Annotated in this window: 15 protein-coding genes; 4 read left to right on the plus strand and 11 right to left on the minus strand. The window is 64.8% G+C overall.

Going from position 1 to position 13,456, the window contains the following annotated elements:
• Positions 1–29: 29 nt before the first annotated feature.
• Both ACQY4T_RS15240 and ACQY4T_RS15245 read right to left on the minus strand, forming a co-directional pair.
• Positions 30–749, minus strand: a complete 720-nt coding sequence (locus tag ACQY4T_RS15240; protein WP_428532040.1) for a Bax inhibitor-1/YccA family protein — start codon at positions 747–749, stop codon at positions 30–32.
• A 12-nt stretch (positions 750–761) separates the two neighbouring features.
• Positions 762–1,079 carry a hypothetical protein gene (locus ACQY4T_RS15245; protein WP_428532043.1) on the minus strand — a complete coding sequence of 106 codons (318 nt, stop codon included), beginning with the start codon at positions 1,077–1,079 and terminating at the stop codon, positions 762–764.
• Positions 1,080–1,458: 379 nt separating this feature from the next.
• Between ACQY4T_RS15245 and ACQY4T_RS15250 the strand changes: the two genes are divergently transcribed.
• Positions 1,459–3,549, plus strand: a complete 2,091-nt coding sequence (locus ACQY4T_RS15250; RefSeq protein WP_428532046.1) for an acetate--CoA ligase family protein — start codon at positions 1,459–1,461, stop codon at positions 3,547–3,549.
• On the opposite strand, the gene ACQY4T_RS15255 is transcribed toward ACQY4T_RS15250, so the two are convergent.
• A complete protein-coding gene (locus ACQY4T_RS15255) occupies positions 3,546–4,391 on the minus strand; it encodes a PCC domain-containing protein (protein ID WP_428532049.1) in 846 nt (281 codons plus the stop codon). The two genes, ACQY4T_RS15250 and ACQY4T_RS15255, sit on opposite strands and share 4 nt — an antisense overlap.
• 2 nt (positions 4,392–4,393) lie before the next feature.
• Between ACQY4T_RS15255 and phnN the strand changes: the two genes are divergently transcribed.
• Positions 4,394–4,999: a phosphonate metabolism protein/1,5-bisphosphokinase (PRPP-forming) PhnN gene (gene phnN / locus ACQY4T_RS15260; protein ID WP_428532052.1), complete on the plus strand. Its 606-nt coding sequence runs from the start codon at positions 4,394–4,396 to the stop codon at positions 4,997–4,999.
• On the opposite strand, the gene ACQY4T_RS15265 is transcribed toward phnN, so the two are convergent.
• From ACQY4T_RS15265 to phnG, 8 genes are read right to left on the minus strand one after another with little or no spacing between them, the layout of a single operon-like run.
• Positions 4,965–5,648 carry a DUF1045 domain-containing protein gene (locus ACQY4T_RS15265; protein WP_428532055.1) on the minus strand — a complete coding sequence of 228 codons (684 nt, stop codon included), beginning with the start codon at positions 5,646–5,648 and terminating at the stop codon, positions 4,965–4,967. The two genes, phnN and ACQY4T_RS15265, sit on opposite strands and share 35 nt — an antisense overlap.
• A complete protein-coding gene (locus ACQY4T_RS15270) occupies positions 5,648–6,787 on the minus strand; it encodes an alpha-D-ribose 1-methylphosphonate 5-triphosphate diphosphatase (RefSeq protein ID WP_428532058.1) in 1,140 nt (379 codons plus the stop codon). The genes ACQY4T_RS15265 and ACQY4T_RS15270 overlap by 1 nt, the downstream gene beginning before the upstream one ends.
• The gene (gene phnL, locus ACQY4T_RS15275) at positions 6,784–7,473 is read right to left on the minus strand and encodes a phosphonate C-P lyase system protein PhnL (RefSeq protein ID WP_428532061.1); all 690 of its coding nucleotides are present in this window, start codon (positions 7,471–7,473) and stop codon (positions 6,784–6,786) included. The genes ACQY4T_RS15270 and phnL overlap by 4 nt, the downstream gene beginning before the upstream one ends.
• A 5-nt stretch (positions 7,474–7,478) precedes the next feature.
• Entirely contained in the window at positions 7,479–8,255 is a 777-nt protein-coding gene (gene phnK / locus ACQY4T_RS15280) for a phosphonate C-P lyase system protein PhnK (RefSeq protein ID WP_428532064.1), read from the minus strand.
• The gene (locus ACQY4T_RS15285; RefSeq protein WP_428532067.1) at positions 8,252–9,118 is read right to left on the minus strand and encodes an alpha-D-ribose 1-methylphosphonate 5-phosphate C-P-lyase PhnJ; all 867 of its coding nucleotides are present in this window, start codon (positions 9,116–9,118) and stop codon (positions 8,252–8,254) included. The genes phnK and ACQY4T_RS15285 overlap by 4 nt, the downstream gene beginning before the upstream one ends.
• A complete protein-coding gene (locus ACQY4T_RS15290; protein ID WP_428532070.1) occupies positions 9,115–10,185 on the minus strand; it encodes a carbon-phosphorus lyase complex subunit PhnI in 1,071 nt (356 codons plus the stop codon). The genes ACQY4T_RS15285 and ACQY4T_RS15290 overlap by 4 nt, the downstream gene beginning before the upstream one ends.
• Before the next feature lie 2 nt (positions 10,186–10,187).
• Complete coding sequence (phnH, locus tag ACQY4T_RS15295; protein ID WP_428532073.1) at positions 10,188–10,760, minus strand: phosphonate C-P lyase system protein PhnH; 573 nt, start codon at positions 10,758–10,760, stop codon at positions 10,188–10,190.
• Positions 10,757–11,224 carry a phosphonate C-P lyase system protein PhnG gene (phnG, locus tag ACQY4T_RS15300; RefSeq protein WP_428532076.1) on the minus strand — a complete coding sequence of 156 codons (468 nt, stop codon included), beginning with the start codon at positions 11,222–11,224 and terminating at the stop codon, positions 10,757–10,759. Before phnG ends, phnH begins: the two co-directional genes overlap by 4 nt.
• A 101-nt stretch (positions 11,225–11,325) precedes the next feature.
• Between phnG and phnF the strand changes: the two genes are divergently transcribed.
• Positions 11,326–12,084: a phosphonate metabolism transcriptional regulator PhnF gene (phnF, locus tag ACQY4T_RS15305; protein ID WP_428532079.1), complete on the plus strand. Its 759-nt coding sequence runs from the start codon at positions 11,326–11,328 to the stop codon at positions 12,082–12,084.
• Between the two features lie 12 nt (positions 12,085–12,096).
• A complete protein-coding gene (locus tag ACQY4T_RS15310; RefSeq protein WP_428532082.1) occupies positions 12,097–13,281 on the plus strand; it encodes an alpha-D-ribose 1-methylphosphonate 5-triphosphate diphosphatase in 1,185 nt (394 codons plus the stop codon).
• The last annotated feature ends 175 nt before the right edge of the window (positions 13,282–13,456 follow it).

Here is a 13,456-nt window from a genome sequence, read left to right on the forward strand (position 1 = left end):
GTCAGCCGCGACGTTTCCGGACCGGAGGATCAGCGGGCACGGCGATCCCCGGACAGGTTCAGCAGCATGACGAACAGGTTGATGGCGTCGAGGTAAAGTGTCAGCGCCCCCATGAGCGCGGTCTTTGCTAGGTCGCCCATGCCGCCCGCGTAGTAAAGCTGCTTGATGCGTTGCGTGTCGTAGGCGGTCAGCCCGGTGAAAACCAGCACGCCGATGATCGAAGTGACGAAGTGCAGCATGCTGGATGCGACGAAGATGTTGACAACACTCGCCAGCACGATGCCGATCAAGCCCATGAACAGGAATGACCCGAGGCGCGACAGGTCTCTGCCGGTCGAGTACCCGTACAGACTCATCGCCGCGAAAGTCCCGGCGCTGATGAAGAAGACGCGGGCGATGCTGGTGCCGGTGTAGGCCAGCAGGATGCCGGCAAGCGATAGCCCCATCATGCCCGAATAGGCCCAGAATACGGCTTGCGCCGTGGCGAAGCTCATGCGGTCGATGCGGAAACTCAGGAACAGCACCGCGGCCAATGGGGCCAGCATGACCAGCCAGATCAGCGGAGTTCCGGCGATCTGCTGGTAGAGGCCGGTGGCGGTGGCGAGGTAGGCGACCAGTCCGGTCAGGCCGACGCCGGCGGCCATGTAGTTGTAGACCGACAGCATGTAGCGGCGCAGCCCGGCGTCGACGGCCGGCTCGCCAAGTCCAGTTGGGCCGGTTACTCGGCTGGTGTAGGCGTCGGTGTTCATGGGATTTCCTTTCTAACGAGAGTTGGGCGCAAGGCCCATCCAGTGCGGTCGGCGGCGTTCGATCCATTCCAGGACGCGATCAGTGGCACGTTGCAGAACAGGAACGTCATCAGCTAGCAGGACAATGCCGAGCGGCAACATCCACAGGCCGAAGACGGGGAGAATGCTGAAGATGCTGCCAATGATCAGCAGCACGCCGGCCGGAATGCGCAGCCATCGTGCCGAGGGCTGACGCAACCGGCGAATCATGCGCTGAAAGCCTTCCGGCAGGCGCCTGATCAACAGGCCCAGGCGGCGTTCCCGTTCCTGGTCCCGTTCAGCGTCACTCATCAGGGCTTGATCTTGAATACGGACAGACAAAGCCACGGCTCCTTGTTGCAGGGACCGCGTCGCACATGCTGTGTCGGGGTGGCTGATCGGCGGGGGGTGGAGATCGTCGGGCCCACGGATCAACCGCTTTCCACCATAACAGCGTGGAGCACGGCGATCCGACATCACGAGGTTGGGCGACACCATGTCGTCGTCCTCGTCAGAGGGGCCCGGATCTGTTGCAGGACCATTTGGGGTATCGCCCGGGGTTTACAAGCCTGGCTTGGTCGCGAGTTTCGGTCGGGGCGCCTTGCTGTTGCGATAGGATGACGCCGGGTCCACGATGACTTCGCGGTAGCGTAACGCCGCGCTGCAAAAAACAGAGGAACCGTTCGTCACCATGTCTCGATTTGCCGCCCTGACGCCGCTTTTGGCACCTCGTTCCGTTGCCGTACTTGGCGCATCCTCTGACCCGACGCGCATTGGCGGGCGTCCGATTGCCTATATGCGGGCGCAGGGTTTTCCCGGCGCGCTGTATCCGGTCAATCCAAACCGAGCGGAAATCCAGGGACTGAAGGCCTATCCTTCGGTTGCGGCTCTGCCGGAAACGCCGGATGTGGCGATCGTTGCAGTGCCGGCTGAACTGGCCGCGGGCGCCATTGACGACCTGGCGAAGCGTGGCACGAAAGCGGTGGTGATGTTCACCGCCGGCTTTGCCGAGATGGATGATGCCGGGGCGGCTGCCCAGGTCAAGATGGTGGCGACGGCGCGGGCGGTGGGGATGCGTATTCTTGGGCCCAACTGCCTGGGCGTATTCGATGCCCGGCAATCATACTATGCAACGTTTTCGTCGTCCTTCGACAGCGGCTGGCCGGTGCTGGGGCGGATCGGCATCGCCAGCCAGTCCGGTGCCTATGGCACGCATCTCTACACGCTGGCCCGCAACCGCGGCATCGGCGCGTCGCTTTGCGTGATGACCGGCAATGAGGGTGACGTCACGGTAGGCGAGTGTATCGGTTGGCTGGCGGAAAACCCCGAGGTCGATGTGATTGCGGTCTACGCCGAAGGTATCCGCGAGGCGCCCGGACTGATCGCCGCCCTGGAAGCCGCGCATGCGGCGAAGAAGCCGGTCGTGATGCAGAAAGTCGGACGCAGCGAATTGGGCACCAAGGCGGCGAAGTCACACACCGCCTCGATCGCCGGCGATGATGCGGTCACCGAGGCGGTGATGGCGGAATTCGGAGTATTCCGAGCGCGTAACAGCGAGGAGATGCTGGACATTGCCCATACCGCAACGCGCAAGATCTATCCGGTGGCGAATACCCTTGGTGTGATTACCGTTTCCGGCGGCGCCGGCGTGCTGATCAGCGATGTGGCCGAAACTCTCGGCCTGTCGATGCCGGAGATGCCGCCCGAGGCACAGCGGAAGTTGCGTTCGCTGGTGCCGTTCTGTGCGCCGCGGAACCCGGTGGACGCCACCGCGCAGGTGTCCAATGACGTAACATTGGTCAAGACCTTTACCGAGTCGATGGTGCGTGAGGGCGGCTACAGCTCGGTGCTGGGGTTCTTCAGCATGACCGCGTCGTCGCGTCGCTGGCCGCAGATCCGCGAGCAACTGAACCTGGTGCGGGTGGAGAACCCGGGCCGGCTTTATGTGCTTTCAGTCATCGTGCCGCCGGAACGGCGCGATGAGTTGGAGGCCGATGGCTGGGTCGTGCATGAGGACCCGACGCGGGCCGTAACCGCGATCGATGCGATGGGTCGTTACGGTGCCGCATTTGCAAGCAAACCGAGCGACGCTGCGCCGGCGGTTGCGCCGGTCACGCTGCCGCCAGTGACGCCGTCGGAAGCCGAAGCCAAGAGGTTGCTCGGCGCCGCCGGCATCGCCTCGGCCCCGGAGGCCGCCTGCGTGACGGCGGATGAAGCGGTGTCTGCGGCGGAACGCGTCGGCTTTCCGGTGGTGATGAAGATCCTGTCGCCCGACATCATGCACAAATCGGAAATCGGTGGCGTGCTGCTGGACGTCGCTGACGCGCAGGCAGTCCGCGCTGGCTACGCGCTGTTGCTGCAGCGAGCCAAGGCGGGAGCGCCCGCAGCCAGGATCGAGGGCGTGCTGGTCGCTGCACAGTTGCAAGGCGGCGTCGAGTGCATCCTCGGTATTCACCGCGATCCGGTGTTCGGCCCGATGGCGATGTTCGGCCTGGGTGGGATCTTCGTCGAAGTTCTGAAGGATGTCGTGTTCCGCCGCTGTCCGTTCGGCAGCGACGTCGCAGAGACGATGATCCGCTCGATCAAGGGTGCGCCGTTGCTGCTCGGCGCGCGCGGGCGCAAGCCGGCCGATGTAAAGGCGCTGGCCGAGATGCTGTCGCGGCTGTCCGGGTTCGCTGTCGCTGCCGGCGAGCGGCTGCAGTCGATCGATCTGAACCCGGTTTTCGCGATGCCTGAAGGGCAGGGTGCGTTCGCCGCCGACGCGGTGATCGAGATCGGTTAAGGATCGAGCGCTTCCAGCACCAGGTCGAAGGTTATGCACACCGGGTTTTCGCCGCGACGCAGCCAGCCCTGGTGTACCTCGCCGCCCATGTCCACGACCAACATGTCCAGGGCAGCGATGCCGTCGCGTATGGTGCCGCTACGGACCAAAACCTCGGTGGCGTGATCCTCGACCTCTCCACCGCCAGTGAAACGCGCGCCGATAAGGCTGCCGAGGCTGCCGCGCACGATGGCATTGCCGAATCCATGCCTGCCCGCAATGGTTTCGAGGGCTTCGAGGATGTCCTGGTTCGGCTTGATGCGAGCGACCAGGCCTCTTCCGGCAACGCCGGCGCCTGCGTGCGGCTGGAGCAGCGTAAAATTGGTTTCGCGGTCGGGCTTCGCCTCGATGCGGATGGAGCGAAGTCCCCAGGCGACCGCCTCCCCCGGTTCCGCGACGATGGTTTCAGACGGAAGGATATGACCACCGCGACGGCTGCCGCCAGGCTCGACCCAGACGCCATGGCAGTGGATGAAAGGCTTGCCGTCGGCCCAGCCGAAGGTGGCGTTAGCCTGTTCGATAAACGTGGTGCCTGACGGCGAGCGCGGCGCGGTGAAGTAGGCAACATGGGACGCGTCATCGGCGGGACCAGGCATCACGTATCGGAACGGATTCAGGGCGGATTTCTTCAGCACGATTGTGGCGCACTGGAACCCAGCCTCGACCAGCGGTTCGGTAACGGCTTGGTTCAGCGACACGCCCGGCCGCAAGGCCAAGCGCAGCGGGTGAATATCGCCCTGGAATGCGTCGATCCGGCTGGGGTGGGCAGGACCGGGCTGGCGCAGCGACCGGATCGCGTCCATGGATGCTCCTGACGGTTGATCAAACGGCAAGCTATATTCAGGTTCGCAGCGGTCAATGGGGAATGGCGGTGCTGATACTCGTGGTCGGTCCCAGCGGTGCCGGAAAGGATACATTGCTGGGGATGGCGCGCCAGGCTCTGGCCGAAGACGCGCGGTTTCGCTTCGTGCGTCGGGTGATCACACGGGCCACCGATGCCGGCGTCGAAGCTCATGACGCGGTGTCGGAAGCCGAGTTCGCGCAACGGACCTTCGCGCTGCGCTGGCAGGCACACGGGCTGCACTACGGCATCCCCTCGAACGTGACCGACGATCTCGTGCGCGGTCTCGCCGTGGTGGCAAATGTATCGCGCGGCGTCATCGCCCAAGCGGCGGAGCGGTTCCCGACGCGGGTGATCGTGGTGACCGCTGCGCCCGAAATCCTGGCGCGAAGACTGGCCGACCGCGGACGCGAGACCGCGGCGGACGTGGCGAAACGGCTCGGCCGAGAAGTGACAGTTCCGGAACACGTTCCGGTCCACACCGTGGTCAACGACACGACCCCGGCGGCGGCGGCGGATCGTTTCGTCGCCGCGCTTATCCGAGCAGCGCGATGCGCTCCGCCAGGTTGAATGCGGCGCCCGGCGCGGCTTGGGTGAACAGGCAGATGTCCGAGACACGCCGCGGGACCGCCAGCGCCGGCGCGAACCAGGCCTGCGCCGCCGGCAGGAACACCGCTTTTTCCGGATCCGAGAGGCGTCGCGTAAGCGTCATGTGGAAGAACCAGGTGCTAAACACGTAGGGATAACCCCAGCGGATTAGCATCGCATCCTGGTCCGGCGTCAGCCGGGCTCGGCGCCGGCGAGCGAGTTCGTCCTGGGTGGCGGGCGCGCGAAACGAATCAAGTTGTTCCACGCATACATCGGCTAGCGCCTGCAGCGCGGCGCAGGAGACGGTTTCTCGCAGCGCCAGGAAGCCGCGCAGATCGGCCACTGCCAGCGGCGGCAGCTCGAACGGTGTGATGCCGGCGGCAACCTCGCGCACGGCGGCGACGAACCCGGCCCAATCTGTGCCCTCGGCAAGACGCATCGGCGGCTTCAGCGTGGCGTGGAAACCGTAGCCGCGCGGTTCGCCGGTGATTTCGCCAATGCCATCCAGTGTCGGCTGCGGCACCGGGGCATTGGTCTCCGGGTCGCGGCCGAGCCAGCGGGAACTCAAACGCGTCAGCGGATCGTCGGGCAGGGCAGCGTAGTAGATCGCTACCCGAACGGGCGCGGTCATCAGATCACTCTTTCGCCCGCACACCAGACCTGCCGCACGATCGGCAGGCTGCCGAGTAGACTGATGCGGACGAGATCGGCACGCAGGCCGATCCGTAGTTGGCCGCGGTCGCTCAGGCCTGACATTTGCGCCGGGTGATCGGAGATCATCGCGACTGCCTCGGGAAAGCCGATCGCCTCCTGCCCGGCGCATTGAAAGGCGGCTTCGACCAGGCTGGGCGGGACGTAGTCCGAGGCGAAGGCATCGACCGCCCCGGCCCGCAGTAGATCGACCGCGTTGACGTTGCCGGAATGCGAACCACCGCGCACGATGTTGGGTGCTCCGGCAATCACCCGCATGCCCGCTCGTTTCGCTGCCGTCGCGGCCTTGAGGGTGACCGGAAACTCGCTGATCCGAATGCCGTCGGCTGCGTTTTCCGCGATTTCCTCCTCGGTCCGATCGTCGTGGCTGGCGAGCACGATCGAACTGCCGCGCACCCGGTCCAGCAGTGCCCTACGATTCGGGTCGCGCAGACGCGCCCGCTGCTCTTGCATCTGCTGGATGCGGCGCTCAAGAGTGGTCTCATCGAGGCCATCCCTGCGGCGCAGCTTGCGGTAGAAATCCATGTTGGCGTACTGGCCCACGCCGGGGCAATGATCCATCAGACTTATGATGCGCACCAGCGGATGATCGGCGACCGGATCGAGCAACTCCAGCATGTCCTGCGCCGGGACTTCGCAGCGCAGATGCAGGAAATGGTCGGATTTCAGCAGACCGGCCTGGGTCAGCGCGTCGAGATCCACGACGCCGTCCTGGAAGGTCTTGATCCGCTCCTTGTCGAAACCAAGATCGCCCAGGCACAGCGCATCGAGCACCGTAGTCACGCCCGCCGCGGCGCATTGCGCGTCGTGCGCGACCATCGCCGAACGCGACGGCCAGCGGGCAAGGCTGCGCGGCTGAACCTGACGCTCGAGATTGTCGGTGTGAACATCGACCACGCCGGGGATGACCGTATCCCCGGCGAAATCAATCGCTCGGCTGGACTGTGATCGTCCGGAGTGAATATCGGCGATCACCCGGCCGTGCAGCACGATGGTTCCATGCAGCGTTTCGTCCGGCAGCACCAGGATCGCGTTGGTTAGAATCGTCTCCTGGTTCATGCCGCATCCTGGTAAGGCGTCAGGTTGAATAGCCGGTCGGCGATGGCGTCGCGAACATCGGCCTCGTGGCAGATCGCAACGATTGCGCTGCCCGCCGCCTTCGCCTGTCGCACCATCGCTATCACGACCGCTCGGTTTTGTGCGTCCAGCGATGCCGTCGGCTCATCCAGCAACAGGATGGGATGACCGGCGATGAAGCCGCGCGCCAGATTGACGCGCTGTTGCTCGCCGCCGGAAAAAGTCGCCGGCGGTATAGCGTGCAGGCGGGCCGGGATATTGAGTTGCAGCAGCAGCGCCCGGGCCCTGTCGCGCGCGGTTTCCTGGTCGATGCCGCGGGCCAGCAGCACCTCGGCGACGACGTCGAGGGCCGACACCCTGGGAACCACACGCAGGAACTGGCTGACATAGCCAAGGGTTTCCAGCCGCACCGCCAGGATGGTGCGCGGATCGGCGGAGGCGATGTCCACCATTTCGCCGTGGTGGCGGATCAGGATGCTGCCGCCTTCCGCGCGATAGTTGCCATACAGGCTGCGCATCAAGGTGGACTTGCCGGCACCGGAGGGGCCGGACAGCACCACGCACTCGCCCGCGCCGACGTCGAGGTCGACGCCGGACAGCACTGGCATCACCAGGCCGCCGCGCAGATGCAAGGTGAAGCTCTTGGCCAGTGATCGGGTGCTTAGCATGACGGTCATGCGTTGAGCACCGAACTGACCAGCAACTGGGTATAAGGATGCCGCGGGTCGTCCAGCACCTGGTCGGTCAGCCCGGTCTCGACGACACGGCCGCGCTGCATCACCGCGATCCGGTGCGCCAGAAGGCGGGCGACCGCGATGTCGTGCGTGACCAGCACCACGGCGATGCGCAACCGCGCCACCAGTGACCGGATCAGGTCGAGAAGTCGTGCCTGCACAGAAACGTCGAGGCCGCCAGTTGGTTCGTCCATGAACACCAGGCGCGGGTGGGTCACCAGGGTGCGGGCGATCTGCAATCGCTGCAGCATGCCGCCGGAAAAGGTTCGCGGCAGGTGGTCGATGCGGTCAGCGTCGATCTCCACCTGCGCCAGCCAGTCGAGCGCGGCGGTTCGGATATCGCCGTAATGCCGCGCGCCCTGGGCCATCAGACGCTCACCGACATTGCCACCGGCGCTGACCGCCATGCGCAAGTTCTGGCGCGGGTCCTGATGCACGAAACCCCAGTCCGAGCGGTGTAGCGTGCGCAGCGCCGGGGCCGGCATGGCGTGCGCGTCGTGCAGGCGGCAGTCGGGATCGCGATACCACACCACGCCGGTGTCCGGCGCCTGGCGCCCCGACAGCACGTTCAGCAGCGTGGTCTTGCCGGAGCCGGATTCGCCGACCACAGCCAGGATCTCACCGGGCCAAAGATCAACATCCACCTCGGCCAGCGCAATGATCGCCCCGAAATTCAGCCCCAGGCCGCGACCCGACAGCAGGGTTGGTTCAGTCATTCCGCGGCATCCCGCAAGCCGTCGGCACCGACATGGCCGCTCGCGCGCCGTTCGGCGCAATGATCGGTATCGGAGCAGACGAACAGCCGCCCGCCGTGGTTGTCGATGACGACCTCATCCAGGTAGGAGTCGGTCGCGCCGCACAGGCCGCACGGGTGCGGCGCATTGATCGCTCGGAACGGATGGTCGGCGAAATCCAGTGATTTCACCCGCGTCCAAGGTGGGATGGCATAGATCCGCTTCTCGCGTCCGGCGCCGAACAGTTGCAACGCCGGCATCATGTCGAGCTTTGGATTATCGAACGCCGGGATCGGGCTTGGCGACATCAGGTAGCGCTGGTTCACCATCACCGGATAATCGTAACTGATGGAGACCTGACCAAACCGAGCGATGTCTTCATATAGTTTCACATGCATCAGTCCGTAGTCGGCCAGTCCATGCATGCGTTTGGTTTCGACACGACTGGGTTCCAGACGGGACAGCGGTTCGGGCTGCGGCACCTGATAGACGATGATCTGGTCTTCGCGCAGTTGCTGCTCAGGGATTCGGTGCCTGGTCTGGATGACGGTCGCCTGTGCGGTCGATGTGGTGGTGGCGACGCCGGCGGTGCGGGCGAAGAAGCGCCGGATCGAGACCGCATTGGTGGTGTCGTCGGCGCCCTGGTCGATCACCTTCAGCACGTCGTCAGGACCTAGGATCGACGCCGTGACCTGGATCCCGCCGGTGCCCCAGCCATACGGCAGCGGCATCTCGCGCGACCCGAACGGCACCTGATGGCCCGGGATCGCAACGGCCTTCAGCAGCCCGCGCCGGATCATCCGCTTAGTCTGCTCGTCCAGGTAAGCGAAATTGTAGCCTTTCACTCCGCCGTCTCCTCCGCGCGCATCCGCCGCACGTTCTGCAGTTCGCTTTGAAAATCGACGTAGTGCGGCAGCTTCAGGTGTTCCACGAAGCCGGTGGCCTCAATGTTATCGGAGTGATACAGCACGAATTCGATGTTCTGCGCTGGGGCAGTCACGTCTTCGCCCAATTCGCCGGCGCGCATCGCGCGGTCGACTAAGGCCATCGCCATTGCCTTGCGCTCACTAAAACCGAAAACCAGTCCGTAGCCGCGGGTGAACTGCGGGGGCACTGTCTTGGAGCCCTTGAACTGATTGACCATTTGGCACTCGGTCAGCACCAGGTCGCCGATGTCGATGGAAAAACCGAGTTCAGCAGGTTCGATTTCGACCGAAACCTGTCCCATGCGGATTTCGCCGGCGAATGGATGCGACCCGCCGTAGCCGCGCTGTGTGGAATATCCGAGGCCCAGCACGAAGCCTTCGTCGCCGCGCGCCAAAGCCTGCAGGCGGACATCGCGCTGGGCCGGGAATGTCAGTGGATCGCGGGTCAGATCGCCCGGCTCACGATCCGATGCGACGTCGGCTTCCAGCAGTCCTTCACGACCAAGGATATCCGGCACCCGTGGCATGGCTTGAAGGTCTGGCGATTTTGATCCGGAACCGGAAGCAACACTGTCATCGCGAAGTAACGTAAAATCCAGCAGCCGGTGCGTGTAGTCATAGGTCGGCCCCAGTACTTGTCCGCCAGGCAGATCCTTGAACACGGCGGAAACCCGACGCTCGGTCCGCATCGCCGCGGTTTCAACCGGCGCCGAGTAGGCGAAGCGCGGCAGCGTGGTGCGATAGGCGCGCAACAGGAACGCCGCCTCGATCAGGTCGCCTTGAGCCTGCTTGATCGCCAGCGCGGCGAGTTCGCGATCATACAGCGATCCCTCGGCCATGACCCGATCGACGGCGCGACCGAGCTGCTGTTCGATCTGGCCGACCGAGAGGGCCGGGCTTGCAGGGTCGCCGCGCCGTTCCTCGGCCAGCCAGCTATGGGCGTTGTCGATTGCTTGCTCACCGCCCTTGACCGCTACGTAGGCCATGTTCAGGCTTCCTGGATGCTGATGCTGCGGGGTAGCGCGGTAAGTCGATCGCCGGCGCATAGGATCAGGTCGATGCCGCGCGGATACAAAGCGTGATTGCGTTGCCAGATGGCAGCGAAATCGCCGGGCAGGCCGTCGATGACCAGCACTCCGGGTGCAAACAATCCGGGACCTTCGATCAGATAGCGTCGGCCGGCGGTCAGCGATGTGACCTGCAGGATGATCGTTGCCGAGGTTTCCGGCATATCATCGGAACCATCCGAAAAAATCGTCAGATCGGGCAGCGTCGATCCGATCGCGAACGTCGCCTGTGCAGGCGAAACGATCGGCGCGCCGGTGTGAAACGAAATCCAGGTGCGCAGCTTGGTAACGATGGAGTCAAGCCACAGCGGAGTCTCATGATCGGCGAGCGTCAACACGACCGCGGCCGCCGCGTCGCATAACGGTGCCGGAGCGGTCACGCCGCTGACGGCGTGCGGCGTGCCAGGCCTTGCCATTGCATCGAGCACGGCGCGAAAACACCCCTGTGCAGCGGCAACGGGATCGGCGAAACCAGGAGACAGATCGTTGCTCATGTGCGCATCGTCTGCATGGCGAAGAACTGCACCCGGGTCGCCGCCGCCTTTGCCGCGCGAGTTGCCGCAAGTTCTGCTTGTTCGCGGTGCAATGGGGCGATGACGCGGGCTTCGACATCCGCCGTCCAAGCCTGATCCTGCATCAGCGCATCGACCACGGCGGCGAGTTCGGCACGCCGCTCTTCCCGCCCAGCGACGTATGCGTGGCCGACGAATCCGGCATCGGTTCGAACCGTGCACCGCGTCACCGAAATCTCTCCCAGGTTGAACGCCGATCCGCCGCCGCCGGTTCGGCCGCGGGCCATCACCAGCCCGGCTTCAGGGCCGCGGATGATGGCGTAGCCGGGGAGTTTTGCGCACTCCTCCAGCAGGGCGGCGATACGATCCGCGGTTGCACGCGCCAGCGTGGCCATCCAGCGGCGGCGAGCAGGGCAGGGGTGGTCGGTGGAGACAAAGTCGTTCATGCCTGAGGGTCTTGTTTAGATGTCTAGACAGGTATACGTCTGCCGGGCTAGCGTCAACCTCGAATGTGCCATTGCATGTTCGCGGAATGGATGAAACATCGATGAACGCGCCCGCCGATATGGATAACCTGATGATCCGTCCGGTCTATCGGCAGGACGGGATTGCGCTGTGGCGTCAGATCGTCGGCAAACTGCAGGCCGACATCGCGTCCGGCGGCCTGAAACCAGGTGCGCAACTGCCGACCGAAGCGGCGCTGTCGGCCCAGTTCGGTGTCAATCGCCACACCGTGCGACGGGCGCTGGAGGAGCTGTCGCGTGACGGGCTGGTGCGGGTGGAGCAGGGCCGCGGGTCGTTCGTCGCCGAGGACGTGCTGGAGTACAATGTCGAACCGCGCACCCGCTTCGCGGAATGGATCCGCAAGCATAACAAGGAACCCTCGGGCATCGTTCGCCAGTTGCGCGAGATTCCCGCCGATGCGCGGGTCGCCGCCGGCCTCGGGGTGCGCGGCGGCAGCCGGGTCGTGGTGCTGGAACGTCTCGGTTTCGCCGATGACCGCCCGGTCAGTCTCGCCAGGCACTTTTTCCCTTCCTTGCGGCTAAAGGGCATGTTGCAGGCATTGCAGGCGACGCCGCGTATTACCGAGGCGCTGCGCGCTGTCGGTGTTGACGACTACCTTCGCCAGCAGACCCGGGTGACCGCCAGGTTGCCGACCCAGACCGAGGCGGATCTGCTGCGCATGGCGCGCAACCGCCCTGTATTGGTCACCGAAAATATCAACGTGGATCATGCCGGCTCGATCATTGAGTTCACCACGGGGTGCTATCCGACACCACGGGTTCAGATCGTCTTCGAACCATGAAGGTCTATACAAATGCATGACTTAAGTATTGCAGGTGGAACGGTTCTGCTGGCGTCCGACGGGCCGGTAAAGACCGACCTGGCGATCGCCGACGGGCTGATCGACCGGGTCGGCGAGACGGGCCTGGGCGGCGGCGGCCAGCAGCTTGACGCCACCGGGTTGCTGGTGCTGCCCGGGATCGTCGATCTGCATGGCGACGCCTTCGAGCGTCAGATTCAGCCCAGGCCGGGTGTGAATTTCCCGACCGAGCTGGCGCTGCGGGATACCGAATCACAACTTCTGGCCAACGGCATCACCACGGCGTTCCACGGCGTGACCCTGTCGTGGGAACCCGGGTTGCGCAGCCTGACCGCGTGGCGCGCCTTGCTGGCGGCGCTCGATGCCGGGTCGTGGACCTGCGACATGCGGGTGCATCTGCGGTGGGAGGCCTATAATCTCGACGCGCTGGAAACCGCGGTCGCCGACATCGAAGCTGGGCGCGTACACCTGCTGGCGTTCAACGACCACACGCCGTCGATCTTGCGAAAGCTCAAGGACCCGATCGAGGGTGCGAAGTACAGCGGCCGCGCCGGGATGAAAATGGAGGCGTTCAGCACCATGGTGGATACCATCGCGTCACGTGCCGATGCGGTTCCCGCCGGTCTGGACCGGATTGCAACGGCGGCGCGGACGGCGGGGTTGCCGATGGCGAGCCATGACGATGACAGCATCGCGGCGCGCAACGGTTTTCGAGAACTTGGAGCCAGGATCTGTGAATTTCCAATGGCCGAGGACGTCGGACGGGCTGCGGTCGAGGCCGGCGACTTCGTTGTCATGGGCTGCCCGAACGTGGTCCGGGGCGGATCGCACCTGGGATGGGCTTCGGCCGCACGCCTTGCCGAGGCGGGCGTCTGCACCGTGCTGACGTCGGACTATTACTATCCGGCGATGATAAGGGCGGCGTTTATCCTGGCTGACCGCGGGGCGCTGGACTTGGAGCACGTCTGGGGGTTGATCTCGGAAAATCCGGCGCGGGCTGCGGGGTTGACGGACCGCGGGACGATCGCGGCCGGGAAGCGCGCCGATCTGGTGCTGGCCGATTCGGCGACGTCGCGGGCGGTTGCAACCATCGTCGGCGGCCGAATTGCCCATCTGACAGCCGAGGCGGGAATGCGTCTGCTGGCGGGTCAGGTCATCCGGAAAAGCTCAGAGCGGTGAGGTAGTGTTTCCATCGCGATGCGTTAGGCAACGACCTGTTTCAGCCACGGCTCATGCGGCGTAAGGGGGCTGCCCATCTTCGCATCCTCCCGGGGTGCCTGATCCTTTGAGTCTGCGCCGCGATTGCGATCAGCCCGGCGCCGCGCGCGACGCCCAGTCGCCGCGGCGGTAACCT

This window comes from Rhodopila sp. (assembly GCF_965277825.1).
Classification (GTDB): domain Bacteria; phylum Pseudomonadota; class Alphaproteobacteria; order Acetobacterales; family Acetobacteraceae; genus Rhodopila.